Source organism: Neobacillus sp. 19 (genome assembly GCF_049463095.1).
Lineage (GTDB): Bacteria > Bacillota > Bacilli > Bacillales > Cytobacillaceae > Neobacillus.
Genome location: NZ_JBMPZU010000030.1, coordinates 21,182 through 44,952, shown reverse-complemented (window position 1 = coordinate 44,952; position 23,771 = coordinate 21,182). Strand labels below are relative to the sequence as shown.

The 23,771-nt window shown below is 41.1% G+C and carries 20 protein-coding genes, 2 pseudogenes and 1 riboswitch; of the genes and pseudogenes, 18 read left to right on the top strand and 4 right to left on the bottom strand.

Annotated features, from left to right (window positions below; all coding sequences use genetic code 11):
* Nucleotides 1-9 precede the first annotated feature (9 nt).
* From ACO1D1_RS07665 to ACO1D1_RS07655, 3 genes and pseudogenes are all read left to right on the top strand, one after another.
* A pseudogene (locus ACO1D1_RS07665) lies at nucleotides 10-2,329 on the top strand (xanthine dehydrogenase family protein molybdopterin-binding subunit).
* Entirely contained in the window at nucleotides 2,329-3,162 is an 834-nt protein-coding gene (locus ACO1D1_RS07660; RefSeq protein ID WP_423335469.1) for an FAD binding domain-containing protein, read from the top strand. Before ACO1D1_RS07665 ends, ACO1D1_RS07660 begins: the two are co-directional and overlap by 1 nt.
* Nucleotides 3,163-3,205: 43 nt before the next feature.
* A complete protein-coding gene (locus ACO1D1_RS07655) occupies nucleotides 3,206-3,637 on the top strand; it encodes a (2Fe-2S)-binding protein (protein ID WP_149872661.1) in 432 nt (143 codons plus the stop codon).
* Nucleotides 3,638-3,691: 54 nt separating this feature from the next.
* Here ACO1D1_RS07655 and ACO1D1_RS07650 read toward each other — a convergent pair whose 3' ends face one another.
* Nucleotides 3,692-5,761, bottom strand: a complete 2,070-nt coding sequence (locus ACO1D1_RS07650; protein ID WP_423335468.1) for a peptidoglycan D,D-transpeptidase FtsI family protein — start codon at nucleotides 5,759-5,761, stop codon at nucleotides 3,692-3,694.
* Nucleotides 5,762-5,851: 90 nt separating this feature from the next.
* Here ACO1D1_RS07650 and ACO1D1_RS07645 point away from each other — a divergent pair, with 90 nt between their 5' ends.
* Entirely contained in the window at nucleotides 5,852-6,244 is a 393-nt protein-coding gene (locus ACO1D1_RS07645; RefSeq protein WP_149869837.1) for a hypothetical protein, read from the top strand.
* A gap of 49 nt (nucleotides 6,245-6,293) precedes the next feature.
* On the opposite strand, the gene ACO1D1_RS07640 is transcribed toward ACO1D1_RS07645, so the two are convergent.
* Genes ACO1D1_RS07640 through ACO1D1_RS07630 form a run of 3 tightly spaced genes read right to left on the bottom strand, consistent with a single transcriptional unit; the run spans nucleotide 6,294 to nucleotide 9,950 of the window.
* On the bottom strand, nucleotides 6,294-6,773 hold the full coding sequence (locus ACO1D1_RS07640) for a (2Fe-2S)-binding protein (protein ID WP_423335467.1): 480 nt from the start codon (nucleotides 6,771-6,773) through the stop codon (nucleotides 6,294-6,296).
* Entirely contained in the window at nucleotides 6,770-7,609 is an 840-nt protein-coding gene (locus tag ACO1D1_RS07635) for an FAD binding domain-containing protein (protein WP_423335466.1), read from the bottom strand. The genes ACO1D1_RS07640 and ACO1D1_RS07635 overlap by 4 nt, the downstream gene beginning before the upstream one ends.
* A complete protein-coding gene (locus tag ACO1D1_RS07630; protein WP_423335465.1) occupies nucleotides 7,596-9,950 on the bottom strand; it encodes a xanthine dehydrogenase family protein molybdopterin-binding subunit in 2,355 nt (784 codons plus the stop codon). Before ACO1D1_RS07630 ends, ACO1D1_RS07635 begins: the two co-directional genes overlap by 14 nt.
* A gap of 244 nt (nucleotides 9,951-10,194) precedes the next feature.
* Here ACO1D1_RS07630 and ACO1D1_RS07625 point away from each other — a divergent pair, with 244 nt between their 5' ends.
* The 14 genes and pseudogenes from ACO1D1_RS07625 to ribE (ACO1D1_RS07560) all read left to right on the top strand — a co-directional run bounded on the left by ACO1D1_RS07625 (nucleotide 10,195) and on the right by ribE (ACO1D1_RS07560) (nucleotide 23,576).
* A complete protein-coding gene (locus ACO1D1_RS07625; protein WP_423335464.1) occupies nucleotides 10,195-11,739 on the top strand; it encodes a carboxypeptidase M32 in 1,545 nt (514 codons plus the stop codon).
* 269 nt (nucleotides 11,740-12,008) lie between these two features.
* Entirely contained in the window at nucleotides 12,009-12,791 is a 783-nt protein-coding gene (locus ACO1D1_RS07620; RefSeq protein ID WP_149869842.1) for a TerC family protein, read from the top strand.
* Between the two features lie 130 nt (nucleotides 12,792-12,921).
* Nucleotides 12,922-13,593, top strand: coding sequence for a phosphatase PAP2 family protein (locus ACO1D1_RS07615; RefSeq protein WP_423335463.1), 672 nt, complete (start codon nucleotides 12,922-12,924; stop codon nucleotides 13,591-13,593).
* Between the two features lie 24 nt (nucleotides 13,594-13,617).
* The gene (gene pssA / locus ACO1D1_RS07610; protein WP_190284864.1) at nucleotides 13,618-14,319 is read left to right on the top strand and encodes a CDP-diacylglycerol--serine O-phosphatidyltransferase; all 702 of its coding nucleotides are present in this window, start codon (nucleotides 13,618-13,620) and stop codon (nucleotides 14,317-14,319) included.
* A 104-nt stretch (nucleotides 14,320-14,423) separates the two neighbouring features.
* Nucleotides 14,424-14,726, top strand: coding sequence for an iron-sulfur cluster assembly accessory protein (locus ACO1D1_RS07605; RefSeq protein WP_149869844.1), 303 nt, complete (start codon nucleotides 14,424-14,426; stop codon nucleotides 14,724-14,726).
* 152 nt (nucleotides 14,727-14,878) lie between these two features.
* Nucleotides 14,879-16,597 carry an ABC transporter ATP-binding protein gene (locus tag ACO1D1_RS07600; protein WP_149869845.1) on the top strand — a complete coding sequence of 573 codons (1,719 nt, stop codon included), beginning with the start codon at nucleotides 14,879-14,881 and terminating at the stop codon, nucleotides 16,595-16,597.
* 153 nt (nucleotides 16,598-16,750) lie between these two features.
* Nucleotides 16,751-17,500 (top strand): Cof-type HAD-IIB family hydrolase, encoded by a 750-nt coding sequence (locus ACO1D1_RS07595; protein ID WP_149869846.1) that lies wholly within the window; start codon nucleotides 16,751-16,753, stop codon nucleotides 17,498-17,500.
* Nucleotides 17,501-17,633: 133 nt separating this feature from the next.
* Nucleotides 17,634-17,835, top strand: a pseudogene (locus ACO1D1_RS07590) (cold-shock protein).
* 244 nt (nucleotides 17,836-18,079) lie between these two features.
* Nucleotides 18,080-19,540 (top strand): catalase KatA, encoded by a 1,461-nt coding sequence (katA, locus tag ACO1D1_RS07585; RefSeq protein WP_149869848.1) that lies wholly within the window; start codon nucleotides 18,080-18,082, stop codon nucleotides 19,538-19,540.
* A gap of 116 nt (nucleotides 19,541-19,656) precedes the next feature.
* The gene (locus tag ACO1D1_RS07580; RefSeq protein ID WP_149869849.1) at nucleotides 19,657-20,043 is read left to right on the top strand and encodes a CBO0543 family protein; all 387 of its coding nucleotides are present in this window, start codon (nucleotides 19,657-19,659) and stop codon (nucleotides 20,041-20,043) included.
* Nucleotides 20,044-20,330: 287 nt separating this feature from the next.
* Complete coding sequence (locus tag ACO1D1_RS07575) at nucleotides 20,331-20,798, top strand: GyrI-like domain-containing protein (RefSeq protein WP_190284865.1); 468 nt, start codon at nucleotides 20,331-20,333, stop codon at nucleotides 20,796-20,798.
* Between the two features lie 96 nt (nucleotides 20,799-20,894).
* A riboswitch (FMN riboswitch) is annotated at nucleotides 20,895-21,042 on the top strand.
* 130 nt (nucleotides 21,043-21,172) lie between these two features.
* Nucleotides 21,173-21,832 carry a riboflavin synthase gene (gene ribE / locus ACO1D1_RS07570; RefSeq protein WP_149869851.1) on the top strand — a complete coding sequence of 220 codons (660 nt, stop codon included), beginning with the start codon at nucleotides 21,173-21,175 and terminating at the stop codon, nucleotides 21,830-21,832.
* 43 nt (nucleotides 21,833-21,875) lie between these two features.
* Entirely contained in the window at nucleotides 21,876-23,069 is a 1,194-nt protein-coding gene (locus ACO1D1_RS07565) for a bifunctional 3,4-dihydroxy-2-butanone-4-phosphate synthase/GTP cyclohydrolase II (RefSeq protein WP_149869852.1), read from the top strand.
* A gap of 39 nt (nucleotides 23,070-23,108) precedes the next feature.
* Nucleotides 23,109-23,576, top strand: coding sequence for a 6,7-dimethyl-8-ribityllumazine synthase (ribE, locus tag ACO1D1_RS07560; protein WP_149869853.1), 468 nt, complete (start codon nucleotides 23,109-23,111; stop codon nucleotides 23,574-23,576).
* The last annotated feature ends 195 nt before the right edge of the window (nucleotides 23,577-23,771 follow it).

Sequence of the window (23,771 nt, the reverse complement as noted above, 5' to 3'; positions counted from 1 at the left end):
GGGAAGATCGTGGAGGTTATAGGGAAAAGTGTCATTCGTAAGGAAGCGCTTGATAAAGTGACGGGACGGGCGAAATATACAAATGATTTTCATACGGTTCCAATGCTGTCAGGGCAAATGGTGATCAGTCCCTATGGACATGCGAAAATTGTCAGCATGGACCTTGGGGAGGCATGGCAGGTTCCTGGCGTCAGGGCAATTCTTGCCGGAGAACGGTTTCCACTCACGGGTGAGGCAATTCGCGACCGCCCGCCGCTTGCTGTTGATAAAGTCCGCTATCACGGTGAACCCGTGGCCCTTGTGGTTGCCGATACACCCGTGCAGGCAAAAAAAGCTGCCGACCTCATTCATGTCCAATATGAGTTGCTGCCAGTCGTAAATTCGCCCACTGAGGCGTTCCAAAAAGGAGCCCCCTTAGTACATGAGCACTTGGGTGAATATAAAAAAGAGGGAAGATTCACATCCTGTGCCTGGCACCAATATTGCGACACATATTAAGATTCGCAAAGGCAATATGGAGAAAGGCTGGGCGAACAGTGAGACAGTCGTTGAGGCCAGTTTCTCTTTTGCGCCTTCTGATCATGTCGCAATGGAAACACGGTGTGCGACGGCTGAGATTTTGCCGGATGGAAATATTATCATTATGACTTCTTCGCAAGCGCCGTTTATGGTCAAGAGGTTAATCTCTGATTATTTTGATGTGGATCTCGGTAAAGTCATTGTCCATACCCCGCTTGTTGGCGGAGCTTTTGGCGGGAAGGCAGCAGTTCAACTCGAGGTACTTGCCTATTTGGCATCCAAGGCTGTAGGCGGAAAACCCGTGAAGATTTTAAATACCAGGGAAGAAGATATAATTACTTCTCCTTGTCATATTGGCTTAGATGCGGTCGTTAAATTTGGAGCCGCCCGAAATGGGAAAATTCAAGCAGCGGAAATCCGCTACTTGTGGGATGGCGGGGCCTATTCCGATAAAGCCATTGATGTCACCAGGTCCGGTGCGGTTGATTGTACAGGACCATATCATATAGATAATGTCTGGTGTGATTCGTATTGCATGTATACGAATCATCCGTATGCTTCGCCTTTCAGGGGCTTTAGTCATTCAGAGCTCTCCTTTGCAATCGAACGGACAATGGATCTTCTTGCACAAAAATTAAATATCGATCCGCTTGAGCTCAGATACATTAATGCCATTATGCCGGGAAACACGACCCCGACAAGAGTTCCTTTAAATAAAAGTAATGTCGGAAATCTTAGGAAATGCATTGAAAAGGTCAGGGAACTCATTCATTGGAATGAGGGACCAGTTAAGGAAGTGAACAAGCGATTTGTTCGGGTAAAAGGAGTCAGCTGCAGCTGGAAGACGTCAACGATTGACACAGATGCCCCTTCCGGCGTCATCCTGACATTTAATCGGGACGGAACGATTAATTTAATGTCCGGTGTCATTGAAATTGGCACAGGAACCAAAACCGTGCTTGCTCAGATTCTCGCGGAACGATTAAAAATGGATGTGGATAACATCCATGTGAGGATGGAAGTCGATACGCAAACCACACCCGAGCATTGGAAGACAGTTGCCAGCAGAGGAACGTTTATGGGTGGAAGGGCTGTGTTAAGAGCGGCAGAGGATGTGATCCAGCAATTAACAGAAATTGCGGCATGTGTCTTAAGGGCTCCTATAGAGGATTTGGAAGTAGCCGGCAGCCGTGTTTTTTTAAGGGATGATCCAACTATTGGACTTCATTTTAAAGAAATTGCCAGTGGATACAAGTATCCAAATGGGCAAACGATTGGTCAGCAAATTATTGGCAGGGGCAGTTATATTTTACGGCAGCTTACCCATTTGGACCCTGAAACAGGTGCAGGTAAGCCTGGGCCGGAATGGACGGTCGCCGCCTATGGAGTTGAGATTGAGTTTGATCGAAGGGATTACACCTATCGGCTCATAAAAGCATGTACGGTGGTTGATATTGGAAGGGTCATGAATGAAAAAGCAGCCCGCGGACAGGTCATGGGTGCGATGGGCATGGGGCTTGCCTTCGCAGGCCGGGAAACTTTTTACTTTGATCAGCTTGGCCGGGTAATGAATCCGCAGCTTCGGACCTATCGACCCCTAAGGTACGGGGAAAATCCCGAATACTTGGTTGGATTTGTGGAAACACCACAGATTGATGGACCCTATGGGGCACGCGGGGTTGGTGAGCATGGCCTGATGGGGATGCCTGGTGCTCTTGGTAATGCTTTATCTGTAGCGGCAGGTGTTTCACTGCATAAATTGCCGTTGATTCCGGAGTTAATTTGGAAAACAAAGGAGGCGGGCAGGTAATGCTTCCCTTTGATTTTGATTATTATCGGCCGGAAACACTTCAAGAGGCTGTAGAATTATTTCAGTATTTGGACCAGCAGGGGAAACAGCCGTTTATTTTTTCAGGCGGAACGGAATTAATCACACTTGGCAGGATTGATTTGGCCATTACTGAAGCAGTAATTGATATTAAAGACATTGCCGAATTCAATGTCATACAGGTGGGCGGGGAGCATCTAGTTCTTGGCAGTACGCTTTCGCTCTCCAAGGTTGAAGAGGCGAATCCTTTTCCATTATTAACAAAAACAGCGAGTGAGGTTGCCGATCATACGGCACGAGAAAAAATAACGCTGGGCGGGAATATTTGTGCGCGAATATTTTACCGGGAAACGGTTCTTCCGTTTTTATTGGCGGATAGCCAAGTTTTAATCATCGGACCTAATGGAAAAAAAATCGTCCCCATTAATGATATTTTTCAAGAAGAATTGAGGTTAGAAAAAGGCGAGTTTCTGGTTCAAATTGCGACTGAGAACCGGTTTATTAGAGCCCCGTTTTACACTGTCAAACGCCGCCAGCAATGGGAGACCGGCTATCCATTGATTACGATAGCGGCGGTAAATATAGAAGGGAGGATTCGTGTTGCCATTAGCGGGTTATGTCCATTTCCATTCCGCTCGATAGGGGTAGAGGAAGCCTTAAATAATAGAGGACAATCGTGGGAAGCACGGGTGGATGCGGCGATTTCCGTTTTACCGCAGCCGATTTTGGATGATGTCGAGGGTTCTAGTGAATACCGTCTCTTTGTATTACGAAATTTGTTTTCCGATCTATTGGCTGCTCTAGACAGGGTATAAAAAGGAGGGGAACGGGGGGTTGAAAACACATGCCATTACATTAATGATAAATGGGGAAAGCAGGATGGTAACAGTCAGGTCTGCAGATACCCTTTTATATCTAATAAGGGGGAAGCTTGGCCTGACAGGAGCAAAACCGGGTTGTTTAAACGGTGACTGCGGAGCCTGCACCGTGAACGTCAATGGCAGGCCTATGAAATCTTGTTTGATGCTTGCTGTTGAGGCAGTTGGGAAGAATGTCACTACTATCGAGGGGCTGAATGAAACACCGATTCAGCAGGCCTTTGTCGAGAATTTCGCTTTTCAATGCGGCTATTGCACTCCAGGGTTTATTATGAATTGTCACTCGTTGATTGGGCAGCATCCGGATGCTGATGACCGCACCATTAAGGAGTGGCTGGAATCCAATATTTGCCGCTGCACAAGCTATATCGAAATCGAGCAGGCCGTGAAATCCGTGTTAAAAAAGAAATGAAAAACGCCAGTTGGCGTTTTTCTCTTTTTGCGACTAAAAAACCGTATTCTTCTCTTATTTATTCTTGCTCTGGAAATATGTGTCCAGCACCCTTCGCCCTATCTTAAGGCTAGCACGGTTGTCAACTTTTCCCTCGTAAGCCCAAGGCACTAAGACGGCCATCGCCACTTCCGGATTTGAGCTTGGCGCATAGCTAACGAGGCTTAAGTTCATAACCGGAGGAGGTACCTTTCCATAATTACTGCGTAAGGGACCATCATAAAAGGCTTCGGCAGTTCCTGTTTTACCGGCAGGTGAATAGGAAACACCTTGAAAGAAATTATAGGCCGTACCGCCGGGCTCTTGCATGACCTTTGTAAAGCCAGTCTGGACACGATTCATCCATTCCTTTTTCACATCTATTGTATTTAGAACAGTTGGATTGATTTCTTGTAGTACGGGTCCAAGTTCATTTGACGCTTCGGCAGGTTCACGAATTTCTTTCACCACATGCGGCTGCATCCGGTTGCCGCCATTAGCAATCGTGGAAACGTATTGGGCCAGCTGCATGGCAGAATAGGTATCATATTGGCCAATTACAAGGTCAAGTAAATACCCAGGGAGCTTGCTTGGCCCTTTAAATCCAGATTGTTCATTTGGTAAATCAATACCGGTTCTTGTTCCTAGACCGAATGAGGCGAAAGAATTCCGAATCGTTTCAAAAGCCATCTTATTTGTAAAATTTAATGGCTGGTCATATTCATAATGTCCTTTTCCGATTCTTATCGCTGTATGGAACATGTAGACATTGGAAGATTTCTTTATCGCTTCAACTTCATTTAACCTGCCCAAATAGGCGTAAGATTTTTTTATCGGAGTATCTTTAATCTTGATTCCGGTATCATCGAAGAATGTACCCGCAGTAATCGCTCCTGTTTTATAACCGGTTAAAATCGTCGCCCCTTTTACCGTAGAGCCAACGTTATAAGTTGTGGTAAACGTTCCTAGGGCATCATCAATCATGTGGACCATTCCGCTTTCGTTGTCTTTGATGATCTTTTTCCCTGACATTGTCAGTACCTCTCCCGTTCTAGGATCCATTAAGACAACATATGCACGGTCGGTTAACGTTGTCCCAGGCAATTTCTTCGCAGCCCAAAGTTCCTCCTCAAGAATCTTATCAACGGCCATTTGTAAATCCATATTGATTGTTAGGACAAGATCTTTTCCTTTTTTTCCGGCTAAAACAGATTGGGTCTCGATTACATTGCCCGTTTTATCGGTAATGTTTTTCACTTTTGATTTGGTGCCGTGCAAAACATCCTCATATTGCATTTCTAACTGACTTTTACCGACACGGTCATTACGGCTGTAGCCCCTTGCTAAAAAATAATCTAATTGATCAGCAGGTAGCCCTTCACCGGATTTTGTTACGTTTCCCAACACAGATCGTAAGGTATTTTCGAAAGGATACGCACGATCCCAATCGGTAGTCGTTTCGACCCCGGGAAGGGATTGTAGATTTTCGCTAACAACAGCAAATTCTTTTTCGGAAACGGCATCGTTTTTTACCATTTGCGAGGTAAATTTATACCCGCTCGTAAACTCCCGATAGATTGCCAACATTTCAAGCTCATCGGCTGTTATTTCTTTCAGCTCATCCCCTGTGATGCGATCTAATTTCAATTTATACATTTCTCTATCTGTTAATTTCTTTGCATGATATAAGTCTTTTTCTTTCATCGTGATTTTGGCATCTGCCCGCCTCGGATTCTTTATTAACCAGAAATCCTGCTTGTATCGTTCAGTGACCTTATCTGTATTTTTATGTATCAAATTGGCTAATTTTCCTGCTGTTTCTAGCATTTCCTTTTGACTAAATCCTTCGTTGGTGAAAGTAATGGCACTTTTCGGAACATTATCGACAATCACTCGGTAATGACGGTCGAACAGTTTTCCGCGAGGCACTGGATTACTAACAGTAATATCTTCTTTTCTATCTAAATCCCGTTTGAAATTTTCCCCATATACAATTTGAACAAACCCAAGACGAAGGATCAGGACAGAAAATAATAAAAAGACGCTAAAAAAAAGTAAATTTAAGCGAATAGGAAAATGGGATTTTTTCTTTTTCTGTTGCTCCAAATGGTTACACTTCCTTTTATTCCATTCATAATGATTTATTGGATAAAAAAGATTGAATGAATAAAAACTAACCCAAAAAGGGGGAATACCATGAGTAAGCAAAATAAGCAGCAAACTCAGTCACAAACCTTTCAACAACAGCAAATGCAACAAAAACAGCAGCAGCTTCAAGAAAATCAGTCCATGATGGAACAGCAATTTCAAACCCAAAAGCAGCAAGCCTTACAAACGATGCAGCAGGCTGAGCAAACAATTCAGCAAAATGCTTCGATGACTAATCCTCAGGCGGTGCAGCAAGCAGGACAGCAGCTGCAACAAGCTGTTCAGCAGCTGAACCAGTTGCAAGGGATCGCTGTGACACAAGCAACAACGGCTACTCAGCAGCAATTGGAACAAGTTCAGCAGCAAATTGAGCAGGCTGCTCAAACGCTAAGTTTAATTGAATCACTTAGCGAAGAGAATAACAGCTTTAAAAAAGGGTAAAAGGATGACAACCCAGCTTTCGAACGGAAGCTGGGTTTTTCCGTGGAACCTAGGCTTGAGCCTTCGCTTGGAGAACCGCCTTCACGGCATCTTTTATTTCTTGATAACCGGTACAGCGGCATAGGTTGGATTGCATCCATTCTTCAATGACTTCATCATCAGCATTTGGGTGTTTATTTGCTAGGGCATGACAATTTAAGATAAAACCCGGGGTACAAAAGCCGCACTGGATCGCCCATTTATCAACAAATATTTTTTGGATTTCCGCACCCATAAGGCTTTCAATCGTTGTAACCGGCTGGTCGATTGTTTCAATCGCAAGAGAAAGACAGGCATGCATCGGCTCTCCGTTTACTAAGACGGTACAAGCCCCGCAGTCCCCATTTTCACATGCCCGCTTTGCGCCTGTTAAACCTAACTGGTCCCGCAGTGTTTGTAAAAGAGTGTCAGCTGACCGGATCATTATCTCTTTGGATTCTCCATTTACATGCAGTGTAACGACTGTTTTCGATGTACCATTTGATATCATGCGAGTGCCGCCTCCAAACTATCATATATTTCAAGTAAGGCATTTTTTAAAACAAATTCCCGATATTCCCTGGATGCCTGGATATCATCGATAATTTCAGAGGGAATTAGTGTAACAGCCTTATCGATTCGTTCGGTTTTGGAGAGGGATGATTCATTTAAGGCTGCCTCCATTTGCTTTGACCTAAATGGATACTGACACACACCGCTGAAAGCGGCTCGAATTTGTTGATCTTTCACTAATGCTCCGATTGAAACAACGGGATAACTAACTTTAGAGATTTTGGTTTTTTTGATGCTGACAAACGGAAGTGCTGTGTAATTCTTATCAATTATTATTTGCACTAGGAATTGTCCGGCATCAAGTTTTAATTCTTCAGTAAACACATTTTCCAATGGGAGAACCAATTCTCCTTCAATTCCCGCTATTTTTACTTTGGCATCTGATAATAGAAGTGGTAAAATGCCTTCACGATAGATTAACTGGCTATTCAAATTTCCCCCAAGTGTGATCTTGTTCCTCGATGTATGGTCAGCAACTTTTTTAACGGTTTTCCCAAGCAAAGGAAATAAATTAGACTCAGAAATTTGGTTTAGAGAAACAGCAGAGCCGATAACCAGTTGATCCCCTTGAAATTCCAATACATGACAATCGGCAATTCCTTTTAGATCAATCACAGCATCTGCTTTCAATTGATTGATGCGAGAAAAAGTAATAAATTCAGTACCGCCGCTATAATAAATAACTAGTTTTCCTTGATTTTGAAGGTCATGGAATGTGTTAACCGCTTCTGAAATTGTGTCTGGTTTATAGTATTCAAAGTCAAACGGGATCATTTCCAAGCTCCTTCCGTGTCCTCCATATTAATTCCGGTAACAGCGGCAAACGGTTTAAATCTACCTGTGCAGCAGTAGAGAGACTATTTGCCAGTGCCCCTGCCATGCCAATCACACCATATTCACCAATGCCCCTTGCACCGTATGGTCCGTCAGCTGCAGGTGATTCTATAAAGTCTACCAAATATTCTATTGGCTGTTCTCCAAACCTCATCATCTGATAGGTTCTTAATTGGGGATTGAGGACTCTAGCCTCCTTATCAAAAATAAACGATTCCCTGCTTGCAAAGCTCAGTCCAAGATACATGCCGCCCCGCATTTGCTGGGTGGCGGTTGCCGGGTTAATGATGGTACCGCCGTCAAGAACTGTTATGGCTTTTAAAATTTTGTACGTAAAATCATGAGTGTCATATTCTATTTCGACTGCTTGGGTTCCGACAGACCACCATGGCCCGGGCTTTCCAAATCCTGTTTCTTTGTCCATCGGGGTTAAATGGCGCTGAATATATTTTCCGTGTCCGACAACTTGTCCTTCTACAGCATGGCCATTTGGGTATTTATAGCCTAAGGCAATGTCTTCAATTTTTATGCCATATTCAGGACTTGGTTTAAGGTAAACACGGCCGCCGCCAACCTCTAAATCCTCCATCGAACACTGCAGTGCGATGGAAGCCGTTCGCTTTAGTTGCGAAATAGCATCATCGGCTGCAGCCATCACCGCTCTCCCTGCCAAGTACGTGGTACTGCTGGCAACCGTCCGCCATTGGTGTGGGTCGTATTGGGTATTTATCTCCATTGTGACATGGATTTTTTTAATATCCATTTTTAACCTTTCTGCAACTAGTTGGGCTAAAATGGTTTTCGTTCCTTGACCTAACTCAATTGCCGCACAGTTCAAATTTATACTGCCATCTGCCTCAAATTTAAGAACGGCGCCAGATTGTGCATTAGTAGATGTGGTTGATGTTTTCCAAAACGTACTTATTCCCTTGGCTTTAATTTTATTTCTCGAGACTTCAATCCGCTGTCCTTCGTCCCACTGGATTAGCTCTTTGGCGCGTTCGATGCATTTCTCCACATCACCGATGTTATTTGTGTTTAAGACTGTCTGCGTCGGTGAGGTGTTTCCCGGTTTAATCGCATTTATTTTTCGCAGTTCAATTGGATCCATGTTTAATTTTTGAGCTAGTTGATCCATGGTTCGCTCGACCGCAAAGGTGAGTTCCGGGTGCGCATATCCCCGGAAAGAGGTAGCAAAAGGATGATTGGTATACATGCAATAAGAATCACACCAAACATTTGGAATATCATAAGGACCTGTACAATCAATGGCCATCGCCCTTGTAATACCGGCAGCTTGATCCGTGTAGGCCCCGGAATCAATCAGGAAAGTATATTGACCAGCTATAAGCCTCCCATTTGCATCTGTGCCAAGAGAAATGGTGGCATCAAGTCCAATGTGGCAAGGCGCTGTGATCAAATCCTCTTCCCGATCATATTCCAATTTCACCATTTTTCCACCGACTGCTTTTGATGCTAAATAGGCAAGCGGTTCTAACTGAACCGTTCCTTTCCCGCCAAACGCACCGCCAATTAACGGTACATGAACGATGATATTTCCCACATCGATATTAAAAAATTGATTCAACACCTTTTTTATTGTAAAGGGGGACTGCGTGTTGGAATGAACAACCACCTTGCCAGCAGGGTTTATCTCAACTCTGGTACTGCGGGTCTCCAGTGCTGCGTGATCGGATAAATTAAAAGAATAGGAAGCTTTTATTTTGGTATCACAATGTTCCCATGTCTTAATGAAATCCCCTTTGCGAATTTTAATATGACTGCCAATATTCGTTCCCTGGACAGGATAGACATTGCTAATAATTTTCATATACTGACCGGAATTTTCGTGGACTAATGGCGCTCCGGTTTTAAATGCTTCCTGAACAGAACGAACAATAGGCAAGGGTTCATAATCGACCTTTACCAGCTGTACAGCCTTTTTTGCCTGGTGTTCATGGTCTGCGACAACAATGGCAATGGGCTCACCGTAATAACGTACTTTTTCAAATGCCAATGGGGGACGGTCTGCAAGAATGGGACCGATATGAAACGGGAACATTTCTCCGGTAACAATAGCGCGAACCCCCGGCACCTTCCATGCTTCAGTCACATTAATCCCGTTAATTTTTGCGTGGGCATGTGTGCTTGTCACCAATTTTGCATGAACTAAGCCAGGAATAGAAAAATCTCCAATGTATCTGATTGCCCCAGATGCTTTTTCGACTGCATCCAGTCTTTGTTCCGGCTTTCCAACTGATTTCCATAGGTTGTCTAGCATAATCCGAAATCCTCCTAACTATTGTTTAGTCCCAGTATGTATCATTTATTTCAGTACGTTGTTTTACTTACCAAATAGTATTTTTCCCTTTCGAATGTAAAATTTATACAGAAGTTATGATAGAAGTGTTGATATGTAAAATAAGAATATTATAAATTTTTCCCATATTTATATTTTTCATTTATAATGGATGGGGATGTTATTGGTTGCATCCTTAGAAAATAGAATATTAGGGGGTCTACATATGGAACAGAAAGTAGCTGATCCAACATTTCAGAAAGCATTAGAGGACTTTAAAGCGTTAGATGAAAAAATTACTCATTTTTCAAGTATTATTGGGTTAGCGGATTGGGATCAAAAGGTTATGGCCCCGAAGAAAGGCAGAAGTGTTTTCGCTAAAGCAACTGGGACGTTACGCACCGAAGTATTCAAGCTGTCAGTATCTACAGAAATGGGTAAATTATTGGAAACGCTTACTTCTGAAGGGGTTAGGGCAAAATTAGATGAAGTGACGAAGGCAAGGGTAAGGGAGTACCATGATTATTACCGGAAATCAAAAAGTATTCCGGCAGACCTTTTTCAGGAATACAGTATCCTTACCGCGCAAGCGAATGATGCCTGGGAAGAGGCAAGGGAAACCAATGACTTTGCCCGTTACCTGCCTTCTTTAGAGAAAATTATTGAATTCAAACGAAAATTTGCTGAAATTTATGGCTATGAAGAGCATCCATATGATGCATTGCTTGATGAATTTGAGCCGGGATTAACAGTGAAAATCCTAGATCCGTTATTTGCTAAACTAAGAGAATCCAGTGTAAATTTATTGGAACGAATTAAGAAACACGGCAAGCCAACAATGGCAAATGTGTTTGAACAATCATTTGACATTGACAAACAAAAGGAATTTAATCGCTTTATTCTGCCAATCATTGGCTTTGATCTAGAAGCAGGTCGCCTGGATGAAACCGTTCATCCATTTGCCCAAACAGTGAACATTGGAGATGTTCGCTTAACGACCAGATATTTAGAAAAAAATGTTCGTTCGGCTCTATTTGGCACCATTCATGAAGCGGGACATGGTATTTATGAGCAGCAAGTGAATCCGGTGTTTGAAGAATCAGTTCTTCAGAGCGGTACTTCATTTGGAATCCATGAATCCCAATCGCGGTTTTTAGAAAACATGGTTGGCCGGAGTAAGGAGTTCTGGAAGTTCTTTTTCCCTAAGCTTCAAGAATATTTCCCGGCACAATTATCCCATATGTCCGTTGAGGAGTTTTATCGCGCGGTAAATACAGTAGAGCCATCGTTTATTCGTGTTGAGGCAGACGAATTAACTTACAACCTGCACATCATGCTTCGATATGAAATTGAAAAAGCCTTAATCGGCGGTGAGATTGAGGCAAAAGATTTACCGGCGATTTGGAACCAGAAAATGCAGGACTATCTTGGAGTTACACCAAGTACAGATACAGAAGGGGTGCTTCAAGATGTACACTGGTCCTTTGGCGGCATCGGTTATTTTCCGTCTTATTCATTAGGAAATCTATATGCAGCCCAAATTCTTCGCACCATTCAACAGGAACTGCCTGATTTCTATCATCACATTGAAAATGGTCAGTTTAATCTGATTCAAACATGGTTAAAGGATAAGATCCATCAATATGGAAAGCTTTATACACCGAACGAATTAATTGTTAAGGTAACGGGTGAAGAATTAAACGCGGATTATCTGGTCGAGTACCTTGAGAAGAAATATTCCGAGGTATATGAATTAAATCTGTCAAACTAACATTGACATCTGATTAAAAGTATAATATAGTATTAGTAATTAAATATTTCCTTTTTAAAGGGGAGTAGCTGCTACAATAAAGTCGTCATTTCGAGAATGGTATTCTCCGGCTTTATTGGCAACATGGACGTTGTTAGCAAGACCTTTACTTTACTGTAAAGGTCTTTTTGTATGCATTTTTTGACCTTTGCTGTGAACAGTAAGGGCCTTTTTTATGGAATTAGGGAGTATTTGTTGAAAAAACTGACATTTAATTGGGGGAATGGTTAATGGATTTTACTCTTTTACTGGAATACGGATGGGTTTTATTGATTTTAGTAGCGTTGGAAGGTTTGTTGGCAGCGGATAACGCCTTGGTGCTGGCGATTATGGTGAAACATTTACCTGAAGAGGAACGGAAAAAGGCGTTGTTTTATGGTCTTGCCGGTGCCTTTATCTTCCGTTTTGCCTCATTGTTCGCGATTTCGTTTCTCGTTGATGTATGGCAGGTTCAAGCAATTGGTGCACTTTATTTATTATTCATGGCGGGTAATCATATTTTCCGTAAGGTTATAAAAGGGAAGGCAGAGGAAAAAGACGAAAAAGAAGGACGTAAAGCTGGCGGCTTTTGGACGACGGTTTTTAAAGTGGAACTAGCTGATATTGCCTTTGCCGTGGACTCAATCCTTGCTGCCGTTGCAATGGCGGTTGTTCTTCCGGACACGAAGCTTCCGAATATTGGTGGTCTTGATGGCGGTAAATTCTTAGTAATCTTCGCCGGTGGTATTATTGGATTAATTATCATGCGATTTGCGGCAAATCAGTTTGTGAAACTGCTGGAAAGAAGACCTGGGCTAGAAATTGCTGCCTTTGCAATTGTTGGCTGGGTCGGTGTGAAGCTTGCTGTTTATACCCTTTCACACCCAGCTCTTGGAATTCTGAGTGAGGAATTTGCTCATTCGACCGAATGGAAGTTTAGTTTTTACCTTGTCCTTGTTGGAATAGCGGCAGGTGGCTGGTTTTTCTCAAAAGATAAGACAGATAAATCAACGAAAAAAGTAAATGTTTCCTAGAGGACTCGCCAAATGGCGAGTTTTCCTTTATCCTGTAAGAAAGTGTTAAATTTTTTAAATGTCATAGTAATGATGGTAAATGAGATATTAAAGATATGCTTATTCTTTATTTCTGGGAAAGGATGTCAAAATGAATTTAAAATTCCATTTAATTATTGCCTTCTTCATCAGTTTTATCTCTATTATTGGTTTTGGGTTAGTATCCCTTTTTATTACTGACCAAAAGATTGTTCATTTTGACCGGACCGTTATTGACCATATTCAAGGAATGGAATCTACTAACCTCACCCTGTTTATGAAATTTTTTACCTTTATTGGTTCTGGTCAGTTTACTGTTATACTCGGCCTTTTTATATTATTTTTTCTTTATAAGGTCTTGCGCCATCGATCGGAATTAATCTTATTTACTGCTGCTGTTTTGGGTTCTGCCGTATTAAACGGAATTTTGAAGCATTTCTTTCATAGAATGCGGCCCGATTTTCATCGTTTAATTGAGATTGGCGGCTACAGTTTCCCGAGTGGTCACGCGATGAATGCTTTTACTGTTTATTCCATTCTTTCTTTCCTTCTATGGCGTCATATTACCAGCAAATGGGGAAGAGGTGTTTTAATTTTCGGAAGTATCGTGATGATTTTAGCGATTGGGATCAGCCGAATTTACCTAGGTGTCCATTATCCAAGCGACATTATCGGAGGATATTTTGCCAGCGGCTTTTGGATTACCACCGCAATTTTGTCTTTCCAAATTTATAAAGAAAAGCAGTATAATAAGAAACATAAACGTTCAAAAGATGTAGCGTAATATTTTTTTATTTTAATTTTTGGAGTGATACATATTATTAGAAACAGTATTCCTAACCTTTTTACTCTTGCAAATCTATTTTTTGGCTTTTTATCCGTGATGTATTCGGCGCAGGGGGATTACAAAAACGCTGCTATTCTGATTTTAATTGGCATGATGCTCGACAGCATGGATGGCCGTATTGCCAGAATGCTCCGTGTGGAAAGCGAATTGGGGAAAGAATTGGATTCTTTAGCGGATATCGTAACCTTTGGGGTCGCCCCTGCGATGATGGCCTATTATTCCTATTTTGCTTCATTTGGAAAAGTCGGGATGGCGGTAGCTGGACTTTTTCCATTATTCGGGGCCTATCGCTTGGCAAGATTTAATATAAATGCTGTGAAATCTTCATTAAAATATTTTACTGGTGTACCCATTACAGCTGCAGGAGGTTTGTTAACACTTCTAACATTGTTTCATGGCAAAATGCCCGATTTCATCTTTGTCATTGCCTTCTTTGCACTTTGCTATTTGATGGTTAGTACGATCAAGATCCCAAGTCTTAAGGATATTCCTTTGCCGAAATATGGAATTATCATTACATTATTTTTAGGATATGCCATATACATTGTCTTTAAAAAAGAACAATATCGATTTCCATATTTCATATACGTCGCCATCCCGCTTTATGTCGCCTTTATCGGCTACCAATTGGTTAAAACAAAAAGAAAAAATAATCCTAAGTAAAAAAGGACAAATTGTGACATTTCTGGTTTTGTCTGTTTAAAACTGTCTATTATTGCATAATCGTGGGATAATATTACGGAATACATATGCAGAGGAGAGGCAAAATGAAGGTTAAACTTAATCGAAATGCTGCAAAAGCATTGAAAAAAATGCTGGAACAAGAAGAAGCGCAAGGAAAACTGTTCCGTATTTATGTTACAAGCATTCACGGAGATCATGCACACTATGACTTGAAGCTTGATACTCCGACAGATAAAGACGCAGTGGTTACATCTGATAAGGAAATTGACTTTATTATTGAGAAAAATAATGAATATCTTGAAGATGTCTGGATTCAATTTTTCCATGTCCCAAAAGAGGAATGGCTGATCATTAATCCATCAAAAGGCGGACATCACCATCATTGAGAAAAGCGCAAATATCTCATATCTTTTAAAAGATCATGCACTTGCAGCGAGCAAGTGTTTTTTTATCTTATATATTTTCAAAATACTTGAAATTGTTCACATATTTTTCATATAATCCTATTACTGCTATCTTAGAAAAAAGGAGATTACATATGATTCGGCGTTTCTTTTCTTATTATCGCCCGCATAAAAAGCTGTTCATTTTAGATTTTTCCAGCGCAGTGGTCGTTGCTGTTCTTGAATTAGCATTTCCGCTTGCTGTTAGCTGGTTTATTGATGATTTACTTCCTGGGGGAGATTGGAAAGCGATTGTCACTGTCAGTATTGGACTATTTCTTGTTTACTTATTAAGTACCTTTTTACAATTTATTGTAAATTATTGGGGCCATAAACTCGGGATTAATATTGAAACGGATATGCGTCAAGAATTATTCGAGCATGTCCAGAAGCAATCGTTTCGTTTTTTTGACAATACGAAAACCGGCCATATCATGAGTAGAATAACGAATGATCTCTTTGACCTCGGTGAACTCGCCCACCACGGACCAGAGGATGTCTTTATCGCAATTATGACTTTTATCGGCGCATTTTGGATTATGTTGACAATCAATGTAAAACTATCGCTTGTCGCTATTATCATTCTGCCATTTTTAATGCTGCTTGTGGTTGTATGTAATTTAAAAATGAACAAGGCGTGGAGTCAAATGTATTCAAGCATCGCAGACGTAAACGCACGTGTTGAGGATAGCGTCTCAGGAAGCCGTGTGGTTCAATCGTTTACAAATGAAGAGTTTGAGATTGCTAGATTTAAAAAGAATAATCGAAAATACCGCGGTGCGAAGCTTGGCGGCTATCGTGTGATGTCCTACAGTCTGTCGGGGATCTATATGATGACAAGATTGATTACAATTATTGTACTTGTTTATGGTGCATTCTTAAGTTTTTCCGGGCAACTGTCATATGGTGAATTAGTTGGATTTATTCTCTATGTCAATGTCCTCTTTAAACCAATCGATAAAATCAGCGCGATTATGGAGCTGTATCCAAAAGGTATGGCTGGATTCAAGCGTTTCATAGAGATGATTGACAATGAGCCGGAGGTAAAGGATACAGAGGATGCGATTGAAGTGGCATCCCTGAAGGGTAATATCGTTTTCAATGAAGTCTCATTTTGTTACGACAGGCATAAATCGGTCTTGGAAAAGATTAATTTGGATATTCGTTCTGGTGAGACAGTGGCATTTGTCGGGCCATCCGGTGCAGGAAAAACAACGATTTGCTCCTTGATTCCGAGATTTTATGATGTGAATGAGGGTGCGATAACGATCGATGGACTTGATATCCGGAATATTACGAAAAAATCATTACGTTCACAAATTGGGATTGTGCAGCAGGATGTGTTTTTATTTACCGGAACACTTCGTGAAAATATCGCTTATGGAAAACAGCATGCAACAGATGAGGAAATTGCGAATGCTGCCAGACGAGCACACCTCGAAAAATTTATTGCATCCTTGCCGGACGGCTATGATACCCAAATTGGGGAGCGCGGCTTAAAGCTCTCCGGCGGTCAAAAACAGAGGATTGCTATCGCCCGAATGTTCTTAAAGAATCCACCCATTTTAATCTTAGACGAAGCAACATCCGCTCTTGATACGGAAACGGAGATGGTCATTCAAGAAGCGTTGGCAGAGCTGGCGCAAAACAGAACGACACTGATCATCGCCCATAGGCTGGCGACTATCCGTAATGCTGATCGGATTGTCGTCGTCACAGAGCAAGGAATTGCAGAAGAAGGCCGTCATGATGAATTAATCGAACAAGGCGGTATTTTTGCCAACCTTCACCGTGTTCAATTTCAGCAGCAATAATGGTTTTGAAAGGATTCTGCCTGGTGCAGGTCCTTTTTTTATTACCTATAAAAATATTATGTAAACTGAAATGAAAGTTGATATCTTTGAAAAACGGTATTCAAAAGTGTACGCTATGATAAGTGATCAAGTGAAAGGAGATATTTTTTACATATGGAGAATTTCAAAAATGATTATGACATCAAATTAGTCGCCCTTGATATGGATGGAACATTATTAAATAACAAAGGACAGATCTCTGAAGCGAATCGCCAGGCAATCAAAGCTGCCCAGGAAAAAGGAGTATTTGTCGTTCTTAGTACGGGCCGTTCATTAACGACCAGCCGGGAACATGCCGATGCATTGGAGCTGACATCATATTTAGTAACGGTAAATGGCAGTGAAATCTGGGATGAAAAACGTGAAATAGTCGAGAGGAATTTAGTGAAATCGGAATTAATCGAGTGGATGTGGGAGCTAACCAAACAGCATAAAACAAAGTTTTGGGCCATTAGTACAGAGCGAAACTTTCATGATGAAATGCCGGAAGATATCCATAAACTTGAATGGTTAAAATTTGGATTTAATATCGATGATGATGCAACCCGCGAACTCATCACAAAGGAGCTTGAGGCAAGGGGCGAATTCGAGCTCAGTAATTCGACGTTGAACAATATTGAAGTAAATCCGCTGGGTATTCATAAAGCAAAAGGGCTGAGCATTGTCTGCAGCCGTCTTGGAATCGAGATGAAAAATGTGATGGCCGTTGGCGACAGCAGGAACGATTTAATGATGATTAAAGAGGCAGGTCTTGGTGTTGCCATGGGAAATGCCCAAGATGTTGTGAAGGAGGCGGCAGATTGGATAACGGCCACAAATGAAGAGGATGGGGTGGCACAAGCCATCCATAAATGGGTGCTATGAAGAAGGTATTTTAAAGAAATATAAATTTTAAGAAATAAATTTAGTATATGCTTGAATCATATTGGCAAAAATAATTGGGCAAGTATATTTTGCAAAATCATGTAATTGTTACATGCTAGGAGGCTACAAAGAAATGGAACATGGTAAAGTAAAATGGTTTAACGGTGAAAAAGGGTTTGGATTCATTTGAGCGCGAAGGTGGAGATGACGTATTCGTTCATTTCTCAGCGATTCAAGGCGAAGGATATAAAACCCTGGATGAAGGTCAAGAGGTTACGTTTGAAATTGAAAATGGACAACGTGGACCACAAGCGGTAAACGTTCGCAAATCATAAGACCTGCCAATTAAAACAGACTCCGTTCAGGAGTTTGTTTTTTTTATGCTCAAAAATTTTTAGGACGTTATTTCTGATTTTAGGAATATCGTCCTTTCTTTTTTTATACCTATGTAATAGTGGGTACAGGTTATTCAGTTAACAATCAATATTAAATTAAAATTATTATAATTTAATATTGATTTTAATGAGATTTATATTATAATTTAGTTGAAGTTTTAAAAATAGTTTACGAGGTGATGAAATGAGTAATATCAACAAACATTTAACAACAGGAAACGGAGCCCCAGTTGGTGATAATCAAAATTCAATGACAGCGGGGTCAAGGGGCCCAACCTTAATCCAAGATGTTCATTTATTAGAAAAATTGGCGCACTTTAATCGTGAGCGTGTGCCGGAGCGGGTCGTGCACGCAAAAGGTGCCGGTGCACATGGATATTTCGAAGTGACGAATGATATGTCACAATATACAAAGGCAAAATTGTTTAATGGCGTTGGTAAACGCACTCCAATGTTTATTCGCTTCTCAACGGTTGCAGGGGAACTTGGATCGGCAGATACCGTCCGTGACCCACGCGGCTTTGCGGTAAAGTTCTATACGGAAGAAGGGAACTACGATTTAGTAGGTAACAACACACCAATATTCTTTATTCGTGATGCGATAAAGTTCCCTGATTTTATTCATACTCAAAAACGGGATCCAAAAACACATTTAAAGAATCCAACTGCTGTTTGGGATTTCTGGTCACTATCGCCTGAATCCTTGCATCAAGTTACTTATTTAATGGGTGATCGCGGCCTTCCGGCAACACTTCGGCATATGAACGGCTACGGCAGTCATACATTTAAATGGGTAAATGAAAATGGGGAAACTGTTTGGGTGAAGTATCATTTTAAAGCTGAACAAGGTGTCAAAAATATGTCACCTGATGTTGCTGCTAAATTAGCAGGTGATAATCCTGATTATCATACAGAAGATTTATTTAATGCCATCGAGAATGGAGATTTTCCGGCATGGAAGCTTCATGTGCAAATTATGCCATTCGAAGATGCTGAAACGTATCGTTTTGATCCATTTGATGTCACAAAGGTCTGGTCGCATAAGGATTACCCATTAATCGAGATAGGCCGAATGGTGCTTAACCGCAACCCTGAAAACTATTTTGCTGAGGTCGAGCAGGCAACCTTCTCACCTGGTACAATGGTACCTGGGGTCGAAGCATCACCGGATAAGATGCTTCAAGGTCGTATTTTTGCTTATGCCGATGCCCACCGTTACCGTGTAGGCACGAATCATAACCAGCTCCCGATTAACCGTCCAAAGGTTGAAGTGAATAATTATCAACGTGACGGCGCGATGCGTTCTGACAATAATGGCGGCGGTTCGGTTTACTATGAACCAAACAGCTTTGGCGGTCCGAAAGAAGCACCTGAACATAAACAAACTGCCTTTCAGGTTACAGGTGTTGCAGAGCAGGTTTCATATGACCAACACGATCATTACACACAAGCGGGCGACCTATACCGTCTAATGACAGAGGAAGAAAGGTCTCGATTGGTAGAGACAATCGTTGGAGCAATGAAGCCGGTTGAACGGGAGGATATTAAGCTGCGTCAAATTCAGCATTTCTACAAAGCAGACCCGGAATATGGCGAGCGAGTAGCCAAAGGTTTGAATTTGGCATTGCCACAAAAAGTGAAATAAGATTGTTTACGGCCGTTTGAGAATATCAAACGGTCTATTGGTTTTTCTTAAATTTGTAATAAATTTACAATTAATTGGAAAAAATACAGGTAAGAAGGATGTGAAGGAGCCTGCAAGTGAGTCTGAATGTTGTCTACGGCGCGGTTTTTATCATTTTAGCAATAAAATGGGGGGATTGGAAAAATTGGAAAGCCTATTATCCAACTTTCTTATTCTTAATGGTAGGGGATCTTGTTTATCAATTTATGTTTTTTAAGCACAGTATGTGGGAGTATGTTCCAATTGGCAGTGATACAAAATGGGCTAAACATACTCATATTGCCATCCTGATTATGTTAATTAAATATCCTGTTACAATTAGCATTTTTCTTGGGCATATGCCGAAGGACATGTGGAAAAAAATCCTGCATATTTTCTTTTGGACGATGATCTATACAATAAATGAATTTTCTGATTTAAAATTAGGGGCATTGGTCCATAAACATGGATGGAATTTGGGCTGATCCGCTTTATTTAGTTTTGTTATGTTTTCTGTACTGGCTGTCCATTATAAGTATCCGCTGCTGGCTTGGGTTTTTTCCGCTATTTTTGCAACCTTCTTATGGAATGTCTTTGATGTGCAGCAAAGTATTTTAAAATAACGTAAGATAGGTATACTAAACGTAAGATTGCCTTTTTTTTACAGTATAAAACTATTGAAGAATAAAAATTTAGTCGAATTTTATTAGCAGGAATTTAAGGGATATTATTAGAATAATAGAAATATGATTGTATTAAAGGGGGGATTTGCTTGGGTATCCAAGTGATAAAAAGAGAAGAAACAAAAGTGGTCGGTATTTCGTGGAACGGTACATACTCGGAAATGAGCACGATTCCAGAGCTTTTTACTAAAATGAGGGAACGTCTGAATGAGGTTTCACATCAGACGAGGGAACCTTTCTTAATCGCTCCATTTCATAGCAGGGAAACAGAATTCACGTATTACGTAACAAAGCCTGTTGAAAAACTTGACGAGATCCCGGAAGGTATGATTGGTTTTACGATTCCTGGTAAAAACTATGTTAACACGGTTCATAAAGGCAGTCTTGAGAATGTGTTGGAAACGTACAACCGATTGTTTGCCTGGATGGAGGAGTATGGTTATGAACGGGATCATTATGCATTATGTTTGGAAATTTTTAAGGAAGAGCATAAACTGCAAAATGGCTTAGACGATCTTCATTTTGAAATTTATGTACCTGTTAAAACCTATAAATAATAGGAATAGGTAATATGAAATGTGAACAAAATCAAATAAATGCAGTTTTCTTTACTGTTAAGAAGAATTGTACTAAGATGTAATCATATATTTAATAATTTCCTTCGGGGTCAGGTGAAATTCCTAACCGGCGGTGATGAAGCTTTTGCTTCTTAGTCCGTGACCCGTTTAACATGTATGGTAAACGGTGGATCTGGTGAAACTCCAGGGCCGACAGTTAAAGTCTGGATGGGAGAAGGAATACAAGGATTAAGGGTAGGGCGAAAAATATCTATCTTTAAGCCTCTATTTCCTATTGCCATTTTTTAAGACCCTAAAGAGACGATTTCTTTAGGGTCTTTATTATTCCTTTTTAAAGGAGAGAAAAAACTATTATGTTTACCGGGATCATTGAAGAAATTGGCGTGCTCTCGAATATCCAGCGGACTGGGGCATCGTTTGTTCTCACCATTGAAGCGAAAAAGATTCTTAAAGATGTTCATCTAGGAGACAGTATTGCCGTTAATGGGGTTTGCCTGACGGTTACTTCTTTTTCGGCTAAGCACTTCACTGTTGATGTGATGCCTGAAACCGTTAAAGCATCCAGTTTGCAAACTGTTAAACGGGGGTCACAGGTTAATTTAGAAAGAGCGATGGCAGCTGGCGGGAGATTTGGCGGTCACTTTGTTTCAGGACATATTGATGGAACAGGAATCATTAAACGGAAACAGGCATTGGAAAATGCGGTTTATTACGAAATTGAGGCGGTTCCTGAAATTTTACGATATGTCATTTTGAAGGGATCCGTTACGGTAGATGGGACAAGCCTGACTGTTTTCGAAGTAACAGAGAATAGCTTTACTATCTCTTTAATCCCACACACCATGTCGGAAACGATATTGGGGAAAAAGGGTTCAGGGGATATCGTTAACTTGGAATGCGATATGATTGGAAAATATGTAGGTCATTTTATCAACAACCTTACAGGTGAATCGCAGCAAAAAAGAAAATCTGGAATAACGGAAAAATTTTTAGAAGACAATGGATTTTATTAATGCGGGTTACTGGCAAATAAACCAATAAAAAGGAGTGATAGCGGTGTTTGATACCATTGATGATGCCTTGAATGATTTAAAGGATGGTAAGGTGGTTATTGTTTGCGATGACGAGGATCGCGAAAATGAAGGGGATTTTATCGCTCTAGCTGAAAAGACTACCCCGGAAGTGATTAATTTAATGGTGACACATGGCAGAGGACTAGTATGTGTTCCGATTGAAGAAGAATTAGCGCAAAAGTTAGATTTAATGCCGATGGTTTCGAATAACACGGATTCTCATGGGACAGCGTTTACCGTCACGATTGACCATAAATTTTCAACCACAGGGATTTCTGCATTTGAACGGTCAGCAACGATTTTAAGTTTACTGGATCCGGAGTCAAAAGCGGCAGATTTCAAACGGCCCGGACATGTATTTCCGCTCGTTGCCAAAAAGGGCGGGGTCCTAAGAAGAACAGGGCATACAGAAGCCGCTGTGGACCTTGCCAGATTATGCGATGCCAAACCGGCCGGTGTTATTTGTGAAATTATGAATGAGGACGGAACAATGGCACGGGTCCCACAGCTGCGAAAAATTGCCGACGAACTCAACATTAAAATGATTACCATTAAAGACTTGATTGAATATCGGAACAAAACAGAAAACCTGATTAAACGTGAAGTAGAAATCGATTTACCTACAGAATTCGGCACGTTTAAGGCGGTCGGATATTCGAACCTAGTTGATGGGAAAGAGCATGTGGCATTAGTAAAGGGGAAGATTAATCCTGAAACTCCAGTCTTAGTCAGAGTTCACTCAGAATGTCTGACTGGTGATGTATTCGGATCATACCGATGTGATTGCGGACCACAGCTGCATGCCGCATTAAATCAAATCAATCAAGCCGAAAATGGAGTTCTGTTATATATGCGCCAGGAAGGACGCGGCATTGGGCTGCTCAATAAATTAAGGGCATATAAACTGCAAGAAGAAGGCTACGATACCGTTGAAGCCAATGAAAAACTTGGCTTTGGCGCTGATTTAAGAGAATATGGCATCGGTGCACAAATTTTGAAGGACTTAGGGATTAAAAAAATGATGTTATTAACAAATAATCCCAGAAAAATAAAAGGCTTAAAAGGGTATGATCTGGAGGTAGTCGAACGGGTGCCTCTGCAAATGGAAATGCGTAAGGAAAATGCCAATTATTTAAAAACGAAACACGACAAACTAGGGCATTTGTTACAATATTAGAAAATGAACACGCAAAATTAAGCGGATGGAGTGATCAACATGGGAAATATTTTTGAAGGAAATTTAGTTGGCACAGGATTAAAAGTTGGAATTGTTGTTGGCAGGTTTAACGAATTTATTACCAGTAAGTTATTGGGCGGTGCACAGGATGCTCTTAAAAGACATGGCGTAAATGACGCCGACGTGGATATCGCCTGGGTACCGGGTGCGTTCGAAATACCGCTAATCGCGCAAAAAATGGCAAATAGTAAAAAGTATGATGCGGTCATTACGCTTGGAACAGTCATCAGAGGCTCAACACCTCATTTTGACTATGTTTGTAACGAAGCAGCCAAAGGCGTTTCTGCAACAGCGTTAGCTAGCGGGATTCCTATTAGTTTCGGAGTGCTGACAACTGAATCCATCGAACAGGCAATCGAACGAGCTGGAACAAAGGCAGGAAATAAAGGCTGGGATGCAGCTGTTTCCGCTATTGAAATGGCTAATTTATGTAGGAATATGGAGTAACAAAACATCCCAGTTGAAAAGGCATCACAATTTTTCGGAAAGAAAACTTTCTGAAAGAATGTGATGCCTTTTCTTTTAAAGAAATTTTATTGGTATATTTACTGTAAGAACATAGATGGTATAATTGATTGAAAAATGAAATAATTATGAATAGAATGATAAAAAGGAGGAGTTAAATCTCTTACCTATTTTTTT

What these genes read in the sequence shown, in the direction of transcription:
- ACO1D1_RS07660 (WP_423335469.1), top strand. Translation starts at nt 2,329, where the DNA reads ATGCTTCCCTTTGATTTTGATTATTATCGGCCGGAAACACTTCAAGAG.
- ACO1D1_RS07655 (WP_149872661.1), top strand. Translation starts at nt 3,206, where the DNA reads ATGATAAATGGGGAAAGCAGGATGGTAACAGTCAGGTCTGCAGATACC.
- ACO1D1_RS07645 (WP_149869837.1), top strand. Translation starts at nt 5,852, where the DNA reads ATGAGTAAGCAAAATAAGCAGCAAACTCAGTCACAAACCTTTCAACAA.
- ACO1D1_RS07640 (WP_423335467.1), bottom strand. Translation starts at nt 6,773, where the DNA reads ATGATATCAAATGGTACATCGAAAACAGTCGTTACACTGCATGTAAAT.
- ACO1D1_RS07635 (WP_423335466.1), bottom strand. Translation starts at nt 7,609, where the DNA reads ATGATCCCGTTTGACTTTGAATACTATAAACCAGACACAATTTCAGAA.
- ACO1D1_RS07630 (WP_423335465.1), bottom strand. Translation starts at nt 9,950, where the DNA reads ATGCTAGACAACCTATGGAAATCAGTTGGAAAGCCGGAACAAAGACTG.
- ACO1D1_RS07625 (WP_423335464.1), top strand. Translation starts at nt 10,195, where the DNA reads ATGGAACAGAAAGTAGCTGATCCAACATTTCAGAAAGCATTAGAGGAC.
- ACO1D1_RS07620 (WP_149869842.1), top strand. Translation starts at nt 12,009, where the DNA reads ATGGATTTTACTCTTTTACTGGAATACGGATGGGTTTTATTGATTTTA.
- ACO1D1_RS07615 (WP_423335463.1), top strand. Translation starts at nt 12,922, where the DNA reads ATGAATTTAAAATTCCATTTAATTATTGCCTTCTTCATCAGTTTTATC.
- ACO1D1_RS07605 (WP_149869844.1), top strand. Translation starts at nt 14,424, where the DNA reads ATGAAGGTTAAACTTAATCGAAATGCTGCAAAAGCATTGAAAAAAATG.
- ACO1D1_RS07600 (WP_149869845.1), top strand. Translation starts at nt 14,879, where the DNA reads ATGATTCGGCGTTTCTTTTCTTATTATCGCCCGCATAAAAAGCTGTTC.
- ACO1D1_RS07595 (WP_149869846.1), top strand. Translation starts at nt 16,751, where the DNA reads ATGGAGAATTTCAAAAATGATTATGACATCAAATTAGTCGCCCTTGAT.
- katA (WP_149869848.1), top strand. Translation starts at nt 18,080, where the DNA reads ATGAGTAATATCAACAAACATTTAACAACAGGAAACGGAGCCCCAGTT.
- ribE (WP_149869851.1), top strand. Translation starts at nt 21,173, where the DNA reads ATGTTTACCGGGATCATTGAAGAAATTGGCGTGCTCTCGAATATCCAG.
- ribE (WP_149869853.1), top strand. Translation starts at nt 23,109, where the DNA reads ATGGGAAATATTTTTGAAGGAAATTTAGTTGGCACAGGATTAAAAGTT.